The organism is Bernardetia sp. Wsw4-3y2 (assembly GCF_037126295.1).
Lineage (GTDB): Bacteria > Bacteroidota > Bacteroidia > Cytophagales > Bernardetiaceae > Bernardetia.
Window position 1 is genome coordinate 3,044,879 of the sequence record NZ_CP147017.1, and the last position, 22,346, is coordinate 3,067,224.

Here is a 22,346-nt window from a genome sequence, read left to right on the forward strand (position 1 = left end):
TTATTTCCAATTAGAAAGCAATAAGTAGAATTGATTTTCTAAAAAAAAACTAAATTCTTCTCAAGGAATCCAAAAATCATCCTAACTACAAAAATATTTCTTATAAAAAAAGGATTTTTCAAAATATTTTCCTACCTTTGTTGATTGTTACTCCAAATCCAAACCTGCATCGCCCATGTCGTTCCAAAAGAACAGAAAGTTAAAAAACGATTTCAAGCGAATTACTATCAGCTTGGCATCTCCAGAATCTATTCTTAATAGTTCGTTCGGAGAAGTTACTCAACCAGAAACGATTAATTATCGTACCTACAAACCCGAAATGGGAGGTCTTTTCTGTGAGCGTATCTTCGGACCTGTTAAAGATTGGGAGTGTCATTGTGGAAAGTACAAGCGAATTCGCTATAAAGGAATTATCTGCGACCGTTGTGGCGTAGAAGTAACGGAAAAGAAAGTCCGTCGTGAGCGCATGGGACACATTCAACTTGTTGTTCCTGTGGCGCATATCTGGTATTTCCGTTCATTGCCTAATAAAATAGGTTACTTGCTCGGTCTGCCAACCAAAAAATTAGACCAAATTATTTACTATGAGCGTTATGCTGTAGTACAACCTGGTCCATTAGAAGATGAAGGATTGCAACGTTTAGACTTCTTGACTGAAGACGAATATTTGGACATTATGGACAAATTACCTCGTGAAAATCAGCAAAAAGATGATAGTGATCCAACAAAATTCATCGCAAGAATGGGAGCAGAAGCAATTGTTATGCTTCTTGACCCAATCCGTTTAGATTTAGATCAACTTTCGTATGATTTGCGTGCTGCTGCAATGAACGAAACTTCACAACAACGTAAGGCTGAAGCCTTGAAGCGTTTGCGTGTAGTGGAAGCATTCCGTGATGCCAAATCTAGAAATGTTCCGAATGAGCCATCTTGGATGGTTATCAAAATGGTACCTGTTATTCCACCTGAATTGCGTCCTTTAGTTCCACTTGATGGTGGACGTTTCGCAACTTCGGATTTGAATGACTTGTATCGTCGTGTTATTATTCGTAACAATCGTCTGAAAAGATTGATAGATATAAAAGCTCCTGAAGTAATTTTACGTAATGAAAAACGTATGCTTCAAGAAGCAGTAGATTCTCTTTTCGATAACTCTCGTAAAGTTAATGCTGTTCGTGGTGATGGAAACCGTGCGTTAAAATCACTTTCAGACATGCTCAAAGGTAAACAAGGACGTTTCCGTCAAAACCTTTTGGGTAAGCGTGTTGATTACTCGGGTCGTTCGGTAATCGTGGTAGGTCCAGAACTCAAACTTCATGAGTGTGGTCTTCCTAAAAATATGGCTGCCGAGCTATTTAAGCCGTTTGTAATTCGCAAACTTATTGAGCGTGGTATTGTAAAGACAGTAAAATCAGCTAAGAAAATTGTTGATAGAAAAGACCCAGTTATTTGGGATATTTTGGAAAATGTATTGAAAGGACATCCAGTGCTCCTTAACCGTGCTCCTACATTGCACCGTTTGGGTATTCAAGCATTCCAACCAAAACTTATTGAAGGAAAAGCAATTCAGTTGCACCCGTTAGTTTGTACGGCATTTAACGCCGATTTTGACGGTGACCAAATGGCTGTTCACGTTCCTTTGGGACAAGAAGCTGTTTTGGAAGCCTCTCTACTAATGCTTGCTTCTCATAATATTCTTTCTCCTGCAAGTGGTAGTCCGATTACTGTACCTTCACAAGATATGGTTTTGGGTCTATATTTCTTGACAAAAGGAAGAAGAAGTATTCCAGAATTGAAAATTGAAGGAGAAGGCATGCGCTTTTACTCAGAAGAGGAAGTTGTAATGGCTCTCAATCATAAAGCTATATCTAAACATGCCTATATTTTCGTTCGTACAAAAGTATTGAATGAGGATACAGGAGAGTTAGAATATAAAACTATTGAAACAGTAGCAGGACGTGTTTTATTTAACAAATGTGTTCCTGAAGAATCTGGTTATATTGATGAATTATTAAGTAAAAAAACACTTCAAAAGGTAATCTCTAAAATTGTTAAGCAAGTCGGTATGGCTCGTACTGCCGAATTCTTAGACGAGATTAAATTCTTAGGTTTTGATCAAGCTTACCGAGGTGGTCTTTCTATTGGTATCAATAATATTCCAGTTCCAGAAAATAAAGAGCGTTTAGTAGCAGAAGCTAAAGATGAAGTAGCAGCAATTACGCAAAACTACTACATGGGTCTGATTACTGATAACGAACGTTACAATCAAGTAATTGATATTTGGACAAAAGTAAACCGTAGAATTACAGATGAATTGATGTTGCAGTTAGAAACTGACGAACAAGGATTCAACTCTATCTACATGATGATGCACTCAGGCGCACGTGGTTCTCGTGAGCAAATCCGTCAGTTAGGTGGTATGCGTGGTCTGATGGCGAAACCTCAAAAGAACTTACAAGGTTCAGTAGGTGAAATCATTGAAAACCCTATTCTTTCTAACTTTAAAGAAGGACTAGACGTTTTGGAATACTTTATCTCTACTCACGGTGCTCGTAAAGGTCTTGCAGATACAGCACTTAAAACTGCCGATGCTGGTTACCTTACTCGTCGTTTGGTAGATGTTGCTCAAGATATTATTGTAAACGAAACTGATTGTGGAACTTTACGTGGATTGACAGTAACAGCTCTCAAAGAACAAGAAGAGATTATCGAATCAATTTCTGACCGTATTTTGGGTAGAATATCATTGCATGATGTTTTCCATCCTGAAAATGAAGAACAAATTCTTATTGAATCTGGCGAACTTATAGATGAAGTTTCTGCCAAGCGTGCTGAAGAAGCAGGTGTAGAAGCTGTAGAAATACGCTCTGTACTTACTTGTGAAACTCGCATTGGTGTTTGTGCTAAGTGTTACGGACGAAATCTTGCTTCTGGAAAATTAGTACAGCAGGGAGAATCAGTTGGTGTAATTGCTGCACAATCTATTGGAGAACCAGGTACACAGCTTACTCTTCGTACTTTCCACGTAGGTGGTACTGCTTCTAACATTGCAGCAGAACCAGTTATTAAGGCGAAAAAAGACGGTAAAGTTGTTTTAGAAGAAATAAAAACAATAGATACACTTGATGAAGATGGCAAGAAAGCAAAAGTAGTTATGTCACGTACTGGTGAACTTCGTATCATCGATGTTGATAATCCTTCTAAAACTTTAGCTTCTATCAATGTTCCTTACGGTTCATTCTTGACTGTAAAAGATGGACAATTAGTCAAAAAAGACGATGCTTTATATAGCTTTGATCCTTTTAATGCTGTTATCCTTTCTCAACAAGATGGAACAGTTCAATTTGAAGGTATTGAAGAAGGTATTACTTATAAAGAAGAGTCAGATGAGCAAACGGGTTACCGTCAGAAAGTAATTATTGAAAGTAGAGACAAAACACGAAATCCAACTCTTACTGTTGTAAATGCAAAAGGAGAAGGAGCAAGTAGTAACGTTCCTGCTGGTGCTTATCTCTCTATTGAAGAAGGTCAGCAAGTTAGAGCTGGTCAGATTTTGGTAAAAATTCCTCGTTCAGTTTCTAAGAGTAGAGATATTACGGGTGGTCTTCCACGTGTAACCGAACTTTTTGAAGCACGTAATCCTTCTAACCCAGCAGTAGTATCAGAAATTGATGGTATTGTAAGTTATGGTGGAATCAAGCGTGGTAACAGAGAGATTTTTGTAGAATCTAAGAAAGACGGTATTATTAAAAAATACATGGTTCAGCTTTCTAAGCACATTCTTGTGCAGGAAAATGACTTTGTAAAAGCAGGTATGCCACTTTCAGATGGTGCAATTACTCCAGCAGATATTTTAGCTATCAAAGGCCCTACGGCTGTTCAAGAGTATTTGACTAATGAAATCCAAGATGTATATCGCTTACAAGGTGTAAAAATCAATGATAAGCATATTGAGGTAATCGTTCGCCAAATGATGCAAAAAGTAGAGATTATCGATCCAGGTGATACATATTTCTTACCGAACCAAATTGTAGATAAATTTGAAGTTCGTGCAGAAAATGATTCATTTATGGACAAGAAAATCGTTACTGATGTAGGAGAATCTACCAAACTTAAAGTAGGAATGATTCTGACAGCTCGTGAACTTAGAGATGAAAATTCTAGTCTGCGTCGTAGAGATATGAAAGTTGCTAAAGTGCGTGAAGCACAGCCAGCAGTTTCTAAACCTACATTACGTGGTATTACACAGGCATCTTTGGGTACGAAGAGCTTCATGTCAGCAGCCTCTTTCCAAGAGACTACAAAAGTATTGAGTGAAGCCTCTATACGTGGTAAATCTGATGATTTGATGGGCTTGAAAGAAAATGTAATTGTAGGACACCTTATTCCTGCAGGTACAGGTTTGCGTAAATACGAAGATCTTATTGTTTATGATGAGAAAACGTATGACAAACTTGAAAATTCGTTAGCTGATGAGAATGTACAGTCTACTCGTACTGAAGCACAAATAAACCGTATGCGTTTAGAAGCCTTAGAAAAAGATGAAGAAACTACTGAAACAGTAGGTTAATTCTGAATTTATATAAAACAAAAAGCCTTTCAAAATTTATTTTTTGAAAGGCTTTTTTTATACTTTTATCTGTTTTTAGATAACTGATAGCTATTAAAAATCTTCATCTAAAGAGAACTTAGGAGAATCGTCATTTGAGTTCATGACACCTGCTTTTTGATATTCTGCAACACGTTTTTCAAAGAAATTTGTCTTTCCTTGCAAACTAATCATTTCCATAAAAGGGAATGGGTTATGGCTGCCATATTGTTTTTCACAATTTAGTTCGCCTAATAATCTATCTGCTACAAACTCAATATACTGATTCATCAAATCGGCATTCATTCCGATTAAACTTACAGGAATGGCATCTGTTACAAACTCTTGTTCAATTTTTACAGCATCTGTAATAATTTCGATGATACGTTCTTTTGGAAGTTTATTTTCAATGTAATTGTTGTAAAGCAGACACGCAAAATCACAGTGCAAACCTTCATCACGAGAAATAAGCTCATTCGAAAAACTCAATCCAGGCATTAAGCCACGCTTTTTGAGCCAAAAAATAGAGCAAAAAGAACCACTAAAAAAGATACCTTCCACAGCAGCAAAAGCAACCAAACGCTCTGCAAAATTATCGCTTTCAATCCATTTCAATGCCCAGTCTCCTTTTTTGGCAACACAATCTAAGTTTTCTAGTGCATTGAATAAATAATCTTTTTCTTTTGTACCTTTTATATAGGTATCAATAAGAAGTGAATAGGTTTCAGCATGGATATTTTCCATCATTACTTGGAAACCATAAAAACAACGAGCTTCTGGAAGCTGTACTTCCTTCATAAAATTAACTACTAAGTTTTCATTTACAATTCCGTCAGAAGCAGCAAAAAATGCAAGGACATGTTTTACAAAATGACGTTCGTTGTCGCTCATATTTTCCCAATCTTTCATGTCGTTGGAAAGATCTATTTCTTCAGCAGTCCAGAAACTTGCCTCAGCTTGTTTGTACATTTGCCAAATATCGTCGTGTTTGATAGGAAAGAGGACAAAACGATTTGGATTTTCTGCAAGTAAAGGTTCGTGTAAAAGTTCTTTAGATGGTGTATTTGACATAGAAAATGATTTTGATATTTATATAAAAGGGCGCAAAAAACAGCCCTGTATTTGTTTAAAAAACGTTTATCAGATTTTAATTAGACTTTTGGTCTTTAAAAAGTAAATGAATAGTGTAACAACAAACTGTGAAACGAAAAGGGTTGCAAAAGTACGATATTATTTTTCTTTCCCTTACTTATATTCGTTTTTTTTGTTGATTTTAGTTTTGGCATGGATAGATAGCTATTTAATAAACGAGAAATCTCTCCACATTATTCCCTCTACATTCTCACAATCTCATATTATTTTTCAATAGTTTGTGTATTTTTACAAAGGTCGATATTTTGATTTTATTTGAAGAATTTTTTTGAAATTAATCTCAAATTAATTTTTTTGTTCTTTTACAACCACCAAAATTTACACTACATAAAACCATTTTGGAAACAAAAAGTTGAATTTTAAAAGCTAATCTATTCTATCTACTCTATGAAGTCTATTTTATATGTTTTTCTGATTCTTTTTCTCTCAACTTTCTTTTTTTCTTGTAATCCTGATAAAGAAAAGCGAGTCTCTCCTACTGAACCAAAAAATTCTACTACTCAAAATTCAGTTTTATTTTTTAAGAATATGCGAAGTTTGGATTATGATAAAAAAGATGAACCCAAACTCAAACGAGAAATTTATGTACACGAAGATGCTAATAAAGATACTTTAGCTCCTGTTTTGAATATGACGATTGTTTATTTGTGGGACAAAGACAAAGCCTATATCATCACAGACCCAAATAAATATATTGAAGATTATTTTGATGAAAATAAAAATGACACACTCAAAATCAGATGGAAAAATCCAAAAACAAAAGCACAAGGAACACTTTTTTATATCGCAGGACACGTCGATACACAATATGAATTTGCGACACGCATGTACAACAGTCTTTTAGACAAACATGAATTTTATATGTTGCCTGATGAAATACCAATTCTGAATACTGAAAAAGAACGAGAAACTTTTCGTATCACGATGATGGATTATTATCGATTGGTGGGGGTTTTTAGGTAGGTTATTTTTTATAGCTTATAATTTAATCTCATAGTTTAGCTTTCAAAGCATCGACATACTCTTTTGCGCCTTTCAAGCCTAGTTTTGTATTCAATGTTACTAATTTGACAGCTTCTATCAATCTGTTTTGTTTGATAAGATTGATTACTTCGGTTTCTAGTTTGGGTGTGAGTTGAGACATTTTTTGTTTTGTGTTTTAAGATTGATAAAATAACCTATTCTGATTTTTTCAAATCAATAGCTAGATATTCTACATAGATTCTAGCATCCATTAAGCCTGATTTTGTTTTGTTTCTCAAAAACTTTATAGCTTTTAATAGACTTCCTTGTTCATTCTCTTGCAGAATTTTCACTATCTCATTTCTTAGTTTTGGTTCATAGGTTTTGATAAAAGTAATACATACATTTTCTTCTAAGCTGAAATAATTTTTTTTAAATGAAATTTTCTGAATATTTATGTCTTTATAATTTTCAATATCAGCCCCTTCATCTCCTTCCCAACAACAATAGCATTGTACACTTTCTATTAATGTTGTTTCTTGTAAAAACTCAATAAATTTTGCAGACGATTTTTTATTGATTTCTTCTTCTGGATTTTCAAAATCACTACTATCTAAAGCTAACCCACAAGAGCAATTTGTATCTGAACCTACATAATAAATATTCTCTTTAGAAAATTTAGAGCGTAGATGTACTTCTTCTGCATCACTAATTTTAGAAAAAAATATATCTGTTTCATTGGGTACAAAACTTCCCTCTTCTAATTTTTGATTTGTTGCGATATAGACTGAATAACACATAATTACACTAGTTTGCTAAATGAGATTTTTGATTATTTAAAAGTAACCTAAAATTTCTTTTTTTAATTCATCAATAAAAGAATTTTTTGAAAAAGTAAATCCTAAGGGGCTTTAAAGCCCCTTAGGGTTTTGTTTCTACTCCTCCTCTTCTCCAGCCAAAACATTTCTAAGCGAATCTATGCCTTCTATTTTTATCTCTCTATCTTTTATATTTTGAGGTTGTGAAGAGTTTTTTAGCTTTTCATTTTTTTCATTTTGTTCTCTGCGTTTTCTTCTTCGTTCTGCAATTCGTTTCAAAAGACTAGCTGTAATATTTAAAAAATTAGCTTCTGTAATTATTCCAACTAGATTATTATTTGCCACGACAGGCAAACAACCTACTTTGTGTTTTCGCATCAAATCCATGGCTTCATGAATATTGGCTTCTGGCGAAACAGTATGTACATTAGTTATCATCAAATCTTTGACTGTTGTTATATTATTTTTTATATCTCTTTGTTGAGAGTTGAAATGACGCAGCAAAAGACGAGAAGAAACCAAACCACCCAAAACACCATCACGACATTCAACAGGTAAATAACGAATGCGTTGCCAGTCCATAATATCGGCTGCAAATTCGGGAACATCATCTTCTGTAACTGTAAAAAGGTCAGTATCCATAAACTCTTCTACTAACAAATCAGAAGGTTGCCAATCTGAAATATCTTCAATAGTGGCAAGTTTCCATGTATGAATGGGCTGATTACTTTTTTGTTTGGCTGCAATGGCTACCGTAATGGCTGTCATTACTTCCTCTTTCGTTGTCTGTTTAATGAGCTTAGAATAAGATTGTAACATCCAACTAGAGCCTGTTTGTTCGGATTTTACACGAGCCTCAACAATTCCCATGTATTTATCAATGTCTGTTTGATCGACTTTTGCTTTTTGTAACCCTTTTCTTGCCATCGGAATTATTTCGTTCAAGAGTAAATCCTTAACACTCATTTTTTTGCCATTTACCCACTTTACATCTACTCGTAATCCATGACGAGCCACATTCATAAAATTTGCACGAGCATCATCAAAATCCATTATTTCAGTTACATCAGGATAAGTATCCTCAAAGGCATTCATAGCACCAATCCAAAGAGCTGCATTTGCGACTTCATCTACCACAGTTGGACCTGCTGGCAGAATACGGTTTTCAATTCTCAAATGAGGTTTTCCATTCGGACTTACACCATAACAAGGACGATTCCAACGATATACCGTCGAATTATGAACATTCAAGGCACGCAACTTTGGTGTTTTTCCTTCTTGAACCATCTTTAAAGCGTCTTCATCAATATCAGTTGTAAGTAAAACTCTAAAACGCATGATGTCTTCACGATATAAATCTAAAATTGAACCTTTGAGCCATTTATTGCCAAACATCACACGAGGACTGCGTTCACGCAAATGTTCTGATGAAATACGAGTATCGACCGACTGACGAAAAAGTGCAATTCTGGTTTCACTCCAAAGACGTTTATTAAAAAGCATTGGAGAGTTGCAAGCTGCTGCCAAAATAGGTGCAGAAATAGCCATAGCGACATTATATTTTGATACAAACTCCTCAGGTTTTATCTGCAAATGAACCTGAAAACTGGTGTTACAAGCCTCTACTAATGCTGTATCGTGTAAAGTATTTAGTTCGTCAATTCCTTCAATTTTTAGTTCGTAAGTTTCCTTTCCTCGCAATTTTTTGAGGGAATTCATGAGCGCATAATACCTATCTAATGGCGTAATATTGTCAGTAGTAAGGTCAAATTTTCGTATTGTTGGTAATATTCCTGTCAAGATATAATCGATATCCTGTTTTTTAGTAACTTTTTCTAAAGCCTTTAGTAAACTGATTGTTTCGGCTTCCAGTTTTGAAAAACAATCACCCTTGAAAGGTTGAGGTTCTAGGTTACATTCTACATTAAAACGAGCCAATTCGGTTGTAAAACTATCATGATTTAGTTCTTCCAAAACTTCTAAACAAGTGGCAGAGGGTTTTCCGTGGTCATCTACCAGACAAATTTCTTGTTCTGCTCCAATGTGCATTTGCTTGTTATCGAAGCAGTCTTTTTTGAGCATCAAATCAAGAGCCTGAATATCTTTGAGTAAGTATCGTGTAAATTCATTGAGGTCAAGCTGATTATCTGCTATTCGTACATTCAAATCTCCCATAAAAATATATATAAGTGTTTGTGAAAAAGTGATTTTTAAGTTATATGTTTTGGTAAATTAATCTAAAATACAAATTTTAATTTATTATCTTAATTAAACTCAAAATTTTTGTAATGCCAGTGTATGACTTAGGAACAATTACAAATTTAATTTATTGATTACCAGTTAATTGAATGTTTGAAAATAGTAGTTTATTTAATTCTTATTCCTTATCAAAATCTCGTTTAAAAAAGAAAATTTGATTTTGTATTTTTGTATGAAATAAATATACTAATTCGTTGCTACATTTTAATAGACTCACTTCAAAATAAAAAACACATGAAAATACTTTGCATTGGCAGAAATTATGCAGACCATATCGCCGAACTCAAAAACGAACGCCCAACAGAGCCAGTCATTTTCTTAAAACCAGATACAGCTATTCTTAAAAATAACGATGCGTTTTATCATCCCGATTTTAGCAACGATATTCATCATGAAGTAGAATTACTTTTGAGAATTTGTAAAGAAGGAAAACACATTGAAGAAAAATTTGCAGCTTCTTATTATGACAAAATTGGCTTAGGAATAGATTTTACAGCAAGAGATTTGCAATCCAAAGCAAAAGAAAAAGGACTTCCTTGGGATATTGCAAAAGGGTTTAATGGCTCTGCACCTGTTTCAGAATGGCTAGAACTTTCAGATATTAGAGACATAAATTCAATTGATTTTCATTTGGACGTAAATGGAGAAACACGCCAAAAGGGAAATAATGAGTTAATGATTTGGAACTTTGATGAAATAATAGCGTATATTTCTAAGTTCTTTACTCTCAAAATAGGCGACATTATTTTTACAGGAACGCCAGCAGGAGTAGGCAAAGTAAATATTGGAGATAAATTGGAAGGTTTTATAAGAGAGAAAAAAATGTTAAATTTCGAAATTAAATAATCTCATTTAGTGGTAAGGAAGACTAAAAAAATAAATTTACATTTTTAGCTATCTATAAAAACAGGGTTGAAACCCTGTCCAATTTATAATTCATAGCGTATTTTTGAAAACATATCTTTAGTAAAAAATCACAAAAGGTAGTTTTTTAATTGAACAGTTTATTAATGCCTGAATTTTTCAAAGTGTAAATTTATTCATTTTATATTCCTAAGTTATAAGTGGTGAGTGATAAATTAATTTCAGAATTACCTTTACAGAAAAATACATGTGAATCTATGAAGGAACAGAAATCAATTAAAGTATTTTTATTAAACTATAAACCATTTATAAATCAATTGATTTGTAATTTTTAATTAGCTTCACTGCTTTAGCAGGTCGTAATTATTTCTAAGCTCTAAAAAGTATGAAAAAAAACACTTCAATTTTTAAAATAATAGTTGCAAATTGTAGCTTTCTCTTCATACTTTTTATTTTTGGTTTTGCTAAGGCTCAACCAGAAGTTTATACCAAAGCCGTCGAAATGGCTCAAAAGGGAAATCCTCAAGATGGATTAAATCTTCTCAAAACAGAGTTAAATGCTGATTCTAAAAATACGGAGTTGCTTTATTATACAGGACTTTATTTGGAACAACTCAAAAATATTCCTAAAGCTGTTGAACTTTATAAAGAAGCTGTCAAAATAGATAAAACTAATTTTGAAGCAAATTATAGACTGGGATTTTTGTATGAAAAAGTAGATTCTATTTCACAAGCTTTTTCTTATTATGAAATGGCTCTCTCTCATGTTCCTGCTTCCAAAGAACAAGAAAAAAATACAATTTTGGGCAGGATTATTATTCTTTCTGATGAAGCTGAAAAATTCGATGAAGAAACTATAAAGTATGCCGATGAGTATTTTGAATCTGAAGATACAGATAATATTCCTCCTCCTGTTGCACTTTCATTAGCAAATATTCTCTATCAAAATTCAGAATATGAAAATGCTCAAGAACTTACAAAATCTATTTTAGAAAAGACTAATTCGAATGCTTATCCTATTCAGAAAGCTGCTTTTATTTATACTAGTTGTGCTTTTCGTTTACAGGATTTTGATGGAATGACGACCTATTATGCTAGAATAAAAGATGAAAAACTCAAAACTGAATTAGAAAATACAGCTCCTCAATATTATTATAATTTGGGTTATGCTTATTTTTTTATGTATGACTTTGATAGAAGTATGCGCTATCTTAGAACAGCTCTCACAATAAAGCCTGATTATTCTTCTGCACAGATTTTTTTGAATAAAGTAGAAGACCAAAATACAGATAAATCAGATGCAATTTATCATATCAAGAAAAAGATAGAATTGTCTAAAGAACTTTCTCATGATGCAGCTTATTATTATGACCTCACTCGTCTATTTGTGTATGAAAAACGCTACAATGAAGCTATAAAAGTAGCTGATTCATCTTTGCGTTTAGAACCTAATAGACATGAAGTTTATTTTTTGGAATCAATAGCTAACTATAAAACTAATAGAGACAAAGAAGGAATAGTAATTATACAAACAGCACTTAAAAACTTCCCAAAACTAGATAATGAAACACGTTCTAAATATTATTTTCTTTTAGGATTACTTTATAAAAGAACCCAAAATTATGGAGAAGCAAGAAAAGCCTTTGAACAATCCAAAAGGGGAATTTTCGAAGACGCATCTCATTGGGAAATCAAATCAATTACCAGTAAGTAATTACGAATTACGACCTGCCAAAGCAGCGAAGCTAATTACGAATTTTTCTCACTAAAAAACAGCATCATTTATACTAAAAATCAGAGAAACGTAGTTTCACACTGATAACTGATAACTGATAACTGATAACTGATAACTGATAACTGATAACTGATAACTGATAACTGATAACTGATAACTGATAACTGATAACTGAATTATTTATCCATTGCTACTCTAAAACCAATCAAGTTGCTACCAAAACCTTGAGGATTGTAATAACGATTTGCTGTACGTAGATTTCCTTTGTTTCCAAACCAACTTCCTCCTCTGATGCAACGATTCAAACCTTGTGGAACTCCTTTAGGATTTTTTTCACGTCCTTGGCGATAACGTCCATAATGGTCAGAACACCATTCCCAAACATTTCCAGACATATCATATGTTCCTAATTCATTAGGTCTTTTTAATCCAACAGGTTGTACCATTTCTACTGAGTTTCCTTCGTACCATCCGACCACTTCTGCATAATTTGCGCCTGCATAGGTATAATGTTGAGTTTTTAATCCTCCTCGTGCTGCATATTCCCATTCTGATTCTGTTGGTAATCTTTTGCCTGCCCATTCTGCATACTGACTAGCATCATCCCATGTTACGCCTACTACTGGATGTGTATCATTCCATCCCCACATTGGTTCTTTTGGCATATCTCTTCCTGTGGCATCACAAAATTCTCTATATTGTTTTACTGTTACCTCATATCTTCCAATATAAAAATCATCTAAATCAACTTCATGAATAGGCATTTCATTTTCAAAAACCGTACTTCCCATATTAAAAATACTACCTTTTACAAAGACCATTCCTGCTGTATCTTCCTTAGTTTTGAGCAGATGAGAAGGTAATAAAAAAGTATAATGATTCGAATATACTTTTGTGGTTTCTAAAGTAGTATATTCATTATCCAAAGAAGCAGGAAAAAAACCACTTCCCAAAATCAGAATTGCTAATCCTAAAGCAGAAAGCAAAACTGAAAAAATATGAGTAGCTGTAAAACGAGTTTTCATAAAATTCTATATATAAAGTAAATGAGGTGATTTTTGGTATAAGGATGAATTTTGAATCAATTTTAATCCAATCTTTAAATCTACAAAATTAACAAAAACTATAAGGAAAAAATCTTGCCAATGTGATTTATCTTTGTTTTAGGTCAAATATTGACAGTAATTAATAAAATATAAAACCAGCTTTGCAACGCTTCTTATAAAACTCATCGTAAAGGTTTTTTTAAGATTTGTTTACACTTTCTCACTAACCCAATTTATTATGATGAAGTATTATTTACACAACTTTATTTTTCTTACTTGTTTTTACCTTTGTGCTTTAGCTTCTGCCTTTTCTCAACAGTCAAATGATTTGGGTAATTTATCGATTTTAAAAATCAAAAATGATAGCGCACTTATTTATTTAGAAAACGTTTCTATTCAAGTAGAAATTATAGGAAACAGAGCCACAACAGTAACAAAATTAACTTTTTATAATCCGAATAATAGAATTTTGGAGGGAGAATTAAATTTCCCACTTGCCGATAATCAACGTGTTTTCAGATTTGCAATGGATTTGAATGGAAAACTTAGAGAAGGCGTAGTAGTAGAAAAAGAATTGGGAAGGCGAGCTTTTGAAGGAGTAGTCAGGCAAGAAATTGACCCAGCTTTATTAGAAATGACAGTTGGAAATAATTATAAAGCGAGAGTTTATCCTATTCCTGCAAAAGGACGAAAAATAATTTTGATAGGTTATGAAGAAGAACTACAAGATAGCAAAGTACCTTTGTATCAAATGAATTTGAAATATGGAAAAGTAAAAGAGTTTGATTTGAAAGTAGAGGTTATTAATCAAACTAAAAAGCCGACAATTAAGCAAAATCAGCTTTCTAATTTTTCTTTTAAAGAATGGAAAAACGCATTTATTGTGGAAGCAAAGGAAAAAGATTTTAAAGCAACAGGAATTTTTAGTTTTGAGATTCCAACAGAAATAAATGAGCGAGTTTTTAGAGAAAAAAATAGTGATTCAAATGCCAAAAACGATTATTTTTATATAAATCTAATTCCTAATGTCATTCAAAAAGAAAAAATATTGCCTTCTTCTATTGCTGTTTTGTGGGATGTTTCGACTTCTAGCAAAGAAAGAAATACAGAAAAAGAAATAGCACTTCTTAAAAAGTATTTAGAAACAATTAGCTCAAAAAAATCAGATAATTCATTAAAAATAAAATTAATTTTATTCAATAATAGAATAGTCAGTCAGAATGAATTTTTGATAAATGAATCTAATTTTGAAAATCAAATTATAAAAATTAAAGAGCAATTAGAAAGCGTAGTTTATGACGGAGGAACAGATTTAAAAGCCATTGATTTCCCTAAATTAGACCAAGAGGAAATCCTTCTTTTTTCGGATGGAATTTCAAATCTATCTTATTCAGAAACAGCTTTTCCTATTAAAAAAGATAATCTACAAACTATTTATACTATTGTTTCTAGTGGAACAAATGATGCTCCTTTTCTAAATTCTTTAGCCCAAAAAACAGGAGGAAATTATATCAATCTTTCTTATGAAACACAAAAAGAAGCCGTAGAAGCTCTTTTATCTCAAAATTATCAGTTTTTGGGCGCAAAATATAAAAACAGAATAGTAAGCGAAGTTTATCCACAAACACCTCAAACGCTACAAAGAGACAAAACTTTTTCTTTAGCAGGACAAATAAAATCGACTAAAGATACAGAAATAGAAATTCAGTTTGGAATAGGAAAACAGGTATTAGAAACTAGAAAGATAACAATTCCCAAAAATTATAATTCAACCTCTATTCAGCGTATTTGGGCAAACAAAAAAGTAGATGAATTGTCATTAAATTCTATTCAAAATAAAACCAAAATCATTGAAGTAGCCAAAAAATATAGTTTGATTACGCCTTATACTTCGCTTATCGTTTTGGATAGAATAGAAGATTATGTCAGATATGAAATTTCTCCACCAGCCGAACTAAAAGAAGAGTATGAAAAACTATTAGCTCAAAAAACTCAGAAAATAGCCAGTACAGAAAGTGAAATTATCAAATTAGCTCTTGCAGACTACGAAGAAAAAATAGAATGGTGGACAGAGAATAAGAAAGCAAAACCAATTCAGCCAATTAAAAGAACGAATCAACAAAGCAGAAGTCAAACTAGAAGTATTCCGATTGATGAAGGTGCAGTCCAAAATTACGAACGTAATAGAACTGTAACAGGAACTGTTTCTGAAACAAGTGTAGGAACTTTACCTGGTGCAACTGTCCAAATAAAGGGAACTCAAACAGGCACACAAACAGATATAGAGGGAAAATACTCTCTTGTTTGTAGTTCAGAAGATGTCCTCGTTTATAGGTTTGTTGGATTTGATTCTAAAGAAATCCGTGTAGGAAATCAATCAGTAATTGATGTACAACTAGAGGAAGATTCGCAATTATCTGAAGTAGTGGTTACTAGTTATGGTGTTGAAAGTGAATCAGAAAGTTTGAGTAATGCTGTTCAAACTGTTGATTCAGAAGAAATTGTTGAATCTCTTCAAGGAAAAGTAGCAGGCGTACAAATTTCTTCTAATGGAGTTGCTGGTTCTTCCTCTCAAATTGTAATTAGAGGAAATTCTTCTGTTAATTTTGATTCAAATGATTATGTACTATTAGATTCTACTCAAAGACAAATGACAAGCCAGCAAGATAGAGCTACAGCATTGATTATAAAAAAATGGAGTCCAGATGAGCCATATATGGATTCTATCAAAAATGCTTCGAAAAAAAATCGTTTTCAAACCTATCTTTCTCTCAAAAAGCAATATTCTTCTACACCTTCTTTTTTCTTGATTGTAGGAACTTATTTTATTCAAAATGGAGAACAAGAATTAGGTCTGCAAATTTTGTCTAATATTGTAGAGCTAGAACTAGAAAACCATGAACTTTTAAAAATGTTAGCCTATAAATATAGTGAGCTTGAGAAAATGGAAACAGCTATTTTTCTTTTTGAGAAGGTAAAAGAACTTCGTCCTGATGAACCACATTCTTCAAGAGATTTGGCTTTGGCGTATCAAAAAAATAAAGAGTATCAAAAAGCATTAGATTTATTTTACGAAATTTTGATAACCGATTTTACTGAACAGACAAGCAATAGAAACATACTTCAAAGTCTTTTCCCTAATTTTAAATCGATTATTCTAACCGAATTTAATAATTTGATTGCTTTGCATAAAAATCAATTAGATTTATCTAAAGTAAAAATGAATAATAAACTACAAGAAAAATCAGAAAAAAATGAGAAAGAGAATCAAGCTAGTTTAATTAAAAATCTACCTGTAGATGTACGAGTAGTTTTGGATTGGAATACACTTGAAACAGATATTGATTTATGGATAATCGAACCAACAGAAGAAAAATGTTATTATCAAAACAAACTTACCCAAAATGGAGGAAGAATGTCAAATGATATGACAAGTGGATATGGTTCAGAGGAATATCTATTGAAAGAAGCGATTGAAGGAGAGTATATCATTAAAGTAAATTTTTATGGCGATAGAGTTCAGAAAATAGGAGGAGCAACTACCCTAAAAGCAATAATTTATTTTAATTATGGCACTAAAAATCAAACTCAAAAAGAAATTGTCTTTCAATTAGAAGCAGGACAAACAGGCAAAAAAGAAATTGAAATTGGTAGATTTGAGTGGGAAAAATAACTTTCAAACCCTAAGGGTCTTCGAAGTCCCTTAAGGTTTAGATTATAGTTTTTAGTATCTTTGTAAACAAAGACAAACCGAAATTCTATTTTACTCTTTTCTATAAAATGACTAACAAACAACTCGCCCAATCCTTCAAACTGACAGGTTCTTTACTAGAACTTCACGACGAAAATCCTTTTAAAGTGCGTTCTTACACAGGAACGGCTACTCGTTTGGAAAATCTAAATGAAGTAGCTGCCGAACTTTCTCAAAAACAGCTTGTAGCACTGGGTTTTAGTCAGAATATGAGTGAAAAAATTCTTTCTCTTTTAGAAAATGGAAGTTTTAAGGAATTAGACGAACTGACTAGCCAAACGCCAGCAGGAGTTTTCGAAATGCTCAGTATAAAAGGAATGGGAGCAAAAAAAGTTCGTGTTATTTGGACAGAATTAGGAATTGAAACAGTAAAAGATTTATACCAAGCTGCTAAAGATGGTTCGTTAGAAAAAACAAAAGGGTTTGGAAAAAAGACAGCCGAAAATATTGCGAATCAGATAGAATTTTTAGAAAAACAAGAAGGAAAGCAACGTATCAATATTGCCTTTCAATATTCTGATTATATTTTGAATATTTTAGATAAACAAGATTTCATAGAAAAAATAAGCGCAGCAGGACAAGTAGCAAGGCACGAACCAATTATTGATACAATTTCTTTTGTCAGCATTTTGAAAGATGGAAAAACGACTAAAGAAGTATTTCAATTTTTGAATAATTTAGATGGAATAAGTTTTGATGCAAAAAATAGTTCGCCTTTTTTATGGAAAGGAAATTTTGATGAAATTGATTTGAATTTAGAAATTCATCTTACAGAAAAAGAAAATTATTATGGAAAACTATTGAGAGAATCGTCTTCACTATCTCACCTAAATTATTCTTCAAATAATCCGAATCATTTGGAAAGTTCTTTGCTTTCGGCTTCTTATCAAAAGGCAAATTCAGAAGAAGAAATTTATCAGAAAGTAGGTTCGAAATTTATTCCTTATCCATTAAGAAACGGATTAAATACTTTGGAAAATAATAATAGTGAATGGAAATGGATAAAAGAAAATACACAAAATGACCTTTTAGAATTAGAAGATTTGAAAGGAACAATTCATAATCACTCAACATACAGCGACGGACAAAATAGCATCGAACAAATGGCTGTAGCTGCCAAAGAATTAGGACATTGCTATTTAGTCATTTCTGACCATTCTCAATCTGCTTTTTATGCAAATGGTCTGAACAAAGAAAGAGTAGAACAACAATGGAAAGAAATAGAAGAGTTAAATAAAAAACTAGCTCCTTTCCGTATCTTCAAAGGAATAGAATCTGATATTTTGAATGATGGAAGTTTGGATTATGACGAAACTACACTCAAAGGTTTTGAAGTTGTAATTGCTTCTGTGCATTCAGTTTTAGGAATGAGCGAAGAAAAAGCAACCGAAAGATTATTGAAAGCCATTCAAAATCCTTATACAAAAATACTAGGACATCCAACAGGAAGGCTACTTTTGAGAAGAGAAGGCTATCCAATAGACCACAAAAAAATAATTGATGCTTGTGCAGAATATAATGTAGCCATAGAAATAAATGCAAATCCTCATCGCTTAGATTTGGATTGGAAATGGATTGATTATGCAATGCAAAAAAATGTTTGGCTCTGTATCAGTCCTGATGCACATTCTACCGAAGGTTTGAAAGATACACAATGGGGCGTAAGAGTAGCACAAAAGGGAGGACTTTTGAAGAAAAAAACGTTGAATACGCTTTCTATTGAGGAGTTTGAGAGTTGGGCGAAAAGTTAAGATTAATTCAAGTTAAAAAATTAAATTGACTAAATTTGTAGCACAATTTATAAAATAATATTCGTTTATAAAGATAAAATACTTCGTAGGTCAAAGGCTTGCCTTTGACAAAAGATATAAAACCACGTCATAATCAACCTATGAAAAACCTAATTTTTTGGAGAAAATGGTCTTTAGCAGAGCGTATTTTGTGTACACTTTCTATTTTTGCGCTTTTTGGTGCTTTGGGAGCTTATTTGTATGCCTTTGTTTTGGGAGAAAAAGCTGTTTTCGAATGGACTTCTAACGGAGAACTTACTACTGTTCCTCTTCAAATTGATAGCTTTCAACATATCTTTTTTCCATTTATTGCAGAAGTAGATGGTTATTTACTCAACAAAACTTTCTCAACTTCTTTCCTCCAGCTAAATTATTCGGCTGCAAATATTTTTGCTTTTAGTGTTGCCTTTGCATGGGTTTTGATTTTGACTGCTGCAACCTATTTGCGTGTTCATTGGTACGGAATTGTGCTTTTTGTTTTTGCTATTTTCTTGAGTTATTGTTCTATTGATGGATTAGCTGGCATTCAAGGACTTATGGATTTTAGAAATGAAAAGACTTGGTTTATTGTCGTTCTTCTGAGTTTTGGAGTGGTTACTTTCTTGTTTCAATTTTTTGCAAAAGGTTCTCTGCTTGTTCGCTTTTTGCTTATTTCTGCTTTGGCTATCGGAATTGGGTTTGTTGTGGATTCTCAACTCAACACACTCAGTAATCCAGTGTTTTTTCTAGCAAACTATGGTATTGTAGTTCCTATTATTTTGACATTTTTGTTTATTATTTTTAATGGACACGAAATTCCTAGAGCTTTATATTGGCTAGTTTCTCGTGGTGCAGATGGCTCAAATAGTACCTTGACCCATTTTGCTATCGTCAGTGGAATATTTTTTCTACACATGGTTTATTCTTATCTTTTCAGTATTCATGGCATTACTTGGGAAATTATTTATATTCCTCCTTTTGTGATTTTTGTCATTATGACTGTGTTAGGCATTTGGGGATTTGTAGGAAGAGAAGCACATTATAAAAAGTTTTTTGATGCTCGTCCTGTAGGTTTGCTTTTGTATATCGGTTGGGCTTTGATTGCTTGTTCGACAATTATGTATGTCATTTCTACTAATAATGACCCTTTAATTGATATTTTTTCAGACATAATTATTTATTCAAATATCGGTTTTGCGCTCGCTTTCTTCATTTATATATTTATCAATTTTAGTGAGCTTTTAGAAAAAAGCCTTCAAGCCTATCCTCTTTTGTGGCAACCTCGTAAAGTAGATTGGAGTTATACAGCTTTGGTAGCTGGAATTGTAATTACCCTTTTATTTTATCGCCATAATTTTATTCATTACAATCAAGCACAAGCAGGTTATTTGAATGGAATTGGAGATGTTTTCTTATCAGAAGCAGATGCTTTAAATAAAAAAGGAGTAGATGAAAATGCAATAGGAAATGGAATTACAAGCAATCTGACATTACAAGAAATTGAAGAGAGAGATAAAAAAGTAGAAGATACCTATCAACTGGCGAAAATAAATTATAAATCTGCTCTTCAGAAAATTTATACAAATCATAAAGGATATTGGGGAATGGCAGGAATTGCATTGCGTCAATATCACTGGCAAGAAGCCTTTTCTTTTTTAAGAATTGCATCCGAACGTACAGCATCGCCTTATACATATACAGCAGTTTCGGATTTAATGCTCAGAACAAATAATGCAGACCAATCTTATTATACCCTTCTGAATGGTTCGGCTGAGTTTCCAGAAAGTCCACAACTAAAAAATAATTTGATTTTTAGTTCTATTGAGCGTTTTGGTTTACAAAACAATGATTCTTTGGCTAGAGAATTAGAGAAAGTCAAAAAACACGCTGATTCTGAGCAAGCAAAATCTACTTTGGAAACAAACTGGTGGACATTAAATGCACTAACGGACAATTATACAGCCTTAGACTCTTTAGAATTACGCATCAAAACGCAAGACAACACAGGCGCACTTTCAAACAAAATTTTATATCAAAAACGCTTCTTTGATTTAGATAAAAAGGAAGCTAATTTAAACTCAAATACAGATATTAATTTTAATGAAAAGCTAGTTCAAGATTCAGTTTGGACGACGGAAGATTTACTCTATGTTTATCACTACGGACTGCTCAATCAGCGAGTAGCAGACGAACAAGCTAATCAAAAAGTAGATAGCACAATTGTAGAACTTATCAAAAATAGAGAGCAAGTTTTGGCAAATCAAGAGCATGTTCCTTTTATGCTTTTGGTAAAGGCTGTCAATCAATATAAATTAGGCGATGTTTATAATGCTTTTATTACACTAAAATATTTAGATACGGCTTATGGAAATTCGTCTTCACAGTACAAACATTTATTAGGACTTTGGTTTTTAGAACACAAACAATACGATGAAGCAAGTTTGTATTTTAATAAAGCCTATTTGATGAATAGAGGATTAAATAATTTGTATGAAGCCATTGCACTTTCTGAAAAAGTACGTTATCAAGAAGACAAAACAGAAGCTCTTCAAATGTGGAGAGGTTGGGATACGACAGCAACACATCCTTTTCAGGCAACAGCAAACGAAATGTATTTGACTCTACAAGCTGACGCTAACCAAAAAATAAATTTTGATTCTTTAGATGAAGATGCAAAAAGACGTTATTTCCATTACCAAATTCCATATTTGATAGGAGAAGAAGGCACAAAAGAATTTGCTGAAAAGCTCCAAACCATGACAAATCAAAACTTGAAATTAGAAGTAGTTTTAGATAAAATAGAATTTGATTTAAAACGAGGAGACTTACAAAGTGCATTAGTTTGGCGAAATTCAGCTACACAACTTAGCGCAGAAGAATTAGAATTCAGAACGCTTGAACGTTTCCAACTTATCGATTTAGAATTACTTTGGAAGGATAATAAATTGCTTTCTTCTGTTTCTATTTTGGATAATCTAAAACCTACTCGTGCATACCAAAAAGCTAAAAAACAATTCTATACAGCTCTTTTTGCTGAGCAATTAGGAGATACTGCTCGTTCTAGAAATGCAATGCAGAAAGCAATTGCAGGACTTCCTTTTGATTTTGAAGTTTTGGAAGAAGCAATTGTATATTATAAACGAAATAATCTGAAAGACAAAGCCTATAAAGTTGCTTTTCAAGTTGTAGAAACCTTTCCTTATTCGGCTAAAGCAAATGAAATTTATGCCTTGGAGGCTTTAGATGCAGGATTAGATAATTATGCCGAACGCTCAAAAGAATTTTTGAGGTTGAATATGCCAAAATACTATGAAGAGTTTTCTCCAAAATACGACACACTCAAGAAGCAAAAAGAACGAGAAGTAGAAGAGTGGATGAATGGGGGAAATATTAATTAAAGA

General features: G+C 32.9%; 12 protein-coding genes. 7 read left to right on the forward strand and 5 right to left on the reverse strand.

The annotated features are described in order from the left end of the window. Positions 1-175 precede the first annotated feature (175 nt). Positions 176-4,570 carry a DNA-directed RNA polymerase subunit beta' gene (gene rpoC / locus V9L05_RS12430; protein WP_338812209.1) on the forward strand — a complete coding sequence of 1,465 codons (4,395 nt, stop codon included), beginning with the start codon at positions 176-178 and terminating at the stop codon, positions 4,568-4,570. Between the two features lie 93 nt (positions 4,571-4,663). On the opposite strand, the gene V9L05_RS12435 is transcribed toward rpoC, so the two are convergent. Then, a complete protein-coding gene (locus V9L05_RS12435; RefSeq protein ID WP_338792929.1) occupies positions 4,664-5,659 on the reverse strand; it encodes a ribonucleoside-diphosphate reductase small subunit in 996 nt (331 codons plus the stop codon). 468 nt (positions 5,660-6,127) lie between these two features. Here V9L05_RS12435 and V9L05_RS12440 point away from each other — a divergent pair, with 468 nt between their 5' ends. Continuing rightward, the gene (locus tag V9L05_RS12440; protein WP_338792928.1) at positions 6,128-6,703 is read left to right on the forward strand and encodes a hypothetical protein; all 576 of its coding nucleotides are present in this window, start codon (positions 6,128-6,130) and stop codon (positions 6,701-6,703) included. A 28-nt stretch (positions 6,704-6,731) separates the two neighbouring features. Here the strand turns inward: V9L05_RS12440 and V9L05_RS12445 are convergent, their stop codons facing one another. From V9L05_RS12445 to V9L05_RS12455, 3 genes are all read right to left on the reverse strand, one after another. After that, positions 6,732-6,884 (reverse strand): hypothetical protein, encoded by a 153-nt coding sequence (locus V9L05_RS12445; RefSeq protein WP_338792927.1) that lies wholly within the window; start codon positions 6,882-6,884, stop codon positions 6,732-6,734. 34 nt (positions 6,885-6,918) lie between these two features. Further along, positions 6,919-7,503 carry a hypothetical protein gene (locus V9L05_RS12450; RefSeq protein WP_338812210.1) on the reverse strand — a complete coding sequence of 195 codons (585 nt, stop codon included), beginning with the start codon at positions 7,501-7,503 and terminating at the stop codon, positions 6,919-6,921. A gap of 135 nt (positions 7,504-7,638) precedes the next feature. Then, a complete protein-coding gene (locus V9L05_RS12455) occupies positions 7,639-9,696 on the reverse strand; it encodes a CBS domain-containing protein (RefSeq protein ID WP_338812211.1) in 2,058 nt (685 codons plus the stop codon). 318 nt (positions 9,697-10,014) lie between these two features. On the opposite strand from V9L05_RS12455, the gene V9L05_RS12460 reads away from it, so the two are divergent. Both V9L05_RS12460 and V9L05_RS12465 read left to right on the forward strand, forming a co-directional pair. Next, the gene (locus V9L05_RS12460) at positions 10,015-10,626 is read left to right on the forward strand and encodes a fumarylacetoacetate hydrolase family protein (protein ID WP_338792924.1); all 612 of its coding nucleotides are present in this window, start codon (positions 10,015-10,017) and stop codon (positions 10,624-10,626) included. A 403-nt stretch (positions 10,627-11,029) separates the two neighbouring features. Beyond that, on the forward strand, positions 11,030-12,358 hold the full coding sequence (locus V9L05_RS12465) for a tetratricopeptide repeat protein (RefSeq protein ID WP_338812212.1): 1,329 nt from the start codon (positions 11,030-11,032) through the stop codon (positions 12,356-12,358). Positions 12,359-12,555: 197 nt separating this feature from the next. Here the strand turns inward: V9L05_RS12465 and V9L05_RS12470 are convergent, their stop codons facing one another. After that, a complete protein-coding gene (locus V9L05_RS12470) occupies positions 12,556-13,404 on the reverse strand; it encodes an SUMF1/EgtB/PvdO family nonheme iron enzyme (protein ID WP_338812213.1) in 849 nt (282 codons plus the stop codon). Positions 13,405-13,663: 259 nt separating this feature from the next. Here V9L05_RS12470 and V9L05_RS12475 point away from each other — a divergent pair, with 259 nt between their 5' ends. The 3 genes from V9L05_RS12475 to V9L05_RS12485 all read left to right on the forward strand — a co-directional run bounded on the left by V9L05_RS12475 (position 13,664) and on the right by V9L05_RS12485 (position 22,343). Beyond that, entirely contained in the window at positions 13,664-17,098 is a 3,435-nt protein-coding gene (locus V9L05_RS12475; protein WP_338812214.1) for a VIT domain-containing protein, read from the forward strand. A 107-nt stretch (positions 17,099-17,205) separates the two neighbouring features. After that, positions 17,206-18,927: a helix-hairpin-helix domain-containing protein gene (locus V9L05_RS12480; RefSeq protein ID WP_338812215.1), complete on the forward strand. Its 1,722-nt coding sequence runs from the start codon at positions 17,206-17,208 to the stop codon at positions 18,925-18,927. 140 nt (positions 18,928-19,067) lie between these two features. Then, the gene (locus V9L05_RS12485) at positions 19,068-22,343 is read left to right on the forward strand and encodes a hypothetical protein (protein ID WP_338812216.1); all 3,276 of its coding nucleotides are present in this window, start codon (positions 19,068-19,070) and stop codon (positions 22,341-22,343) included. The last annotated feature ends 3 nt before the right edge of the window (positions 22,344-22,346 follow it).

What these genes read in the sequence shown, in the direction of transcription:
- V9L05_RS12440 (WP_338792928.1), top strand. Translation starts at nt 6,128, where the DNA reads ATGAAGTCTATTTTATATGTTTTTCTGATTCTTTTTCTCTCAACTTTC.
- rpoC (WP_338812209.1), top strand. Translation starts at nt 176, where the DNA reads ATGTCGTTCCAAAAGAACAGAAAGTTAAAAAACGATTTCAAGCGAATT.
- V9L05_RS12485 (WP_338812216.1), top strand. Translation starts at nt 19,068, where the DNA reads ATGAAAAACCTAATTTTTTGGAGAAAATGGTCTTTAGCAGAGCGTATT.
- V9L05_RS12470 (WP_338812213.1), bottom strand. Translation starts at nt 13,404, where the DNA reads ATGAAAACTCGTTTTACAGCTACTCATATTTTTTCAGTTTTGCTTTCT.
- V9L05_RS12480 (WP_338812215.1), top strand. Translation starts at nt 17,206, where the DNA reads ATGACTAACAAACAACTCGCCCAATCCTTCAAACTGACAGGTTCTTTA.
- V9L05_RS12455 (WP_338812211.1), bottom strand. Translation starts at nt 9,696, where the DNA reads ATGGGAGATTTGAATGTACGAATAGCAGATAATCAGCTTGACCTCAAT.
- V9L05_RS12475 (WP_338812214.1), top strand. Translation starts at nt 13,664, where the DNA reads ATGATGAAGTATTATTTACACAACTTTATTTTTCTTACTTGTTTTTAC.
- V9L05_RS12460 (WP_338792924.1), top strand. Translation starts at nt 10,015, where the DNA reads ATGAAAATACTTTGCATTGGCAGAAATTATGCAGACCATATCGCCGAA.
- V9L05_RS12450 (WP_338812210.1), bottom strand. Translation starts at nt 7,503, where the DNA reads ATGTGTTATTCAGTCTATATCGCAACAAATCAAAAATTAGAAGAGGGA.
- V9L05_RS12465 (WP_338812212.1), top strand. Translation starts at nt 11,030, where the DNA reads ATGAAAAAAAACACTTCAATTTTTAAAATAATAGTTGCAAATTGTAGC.
- V9L05_RS12445 (WP_338792927.1), bottom strand. Translation starts at nt 6,884, where the DNA reads ATGTCTCAACTCACACCCAAACTAGAAACCGAAGTAATCAATCTTATC.
- V9L05_RS12435 (WP_338792929.1), bottom strand. Translation starts at nt 5,659, where the DNA reads ATGTCAAATACACCATCTAAAGAACTTTTACACGAACCTTTACTTGCA.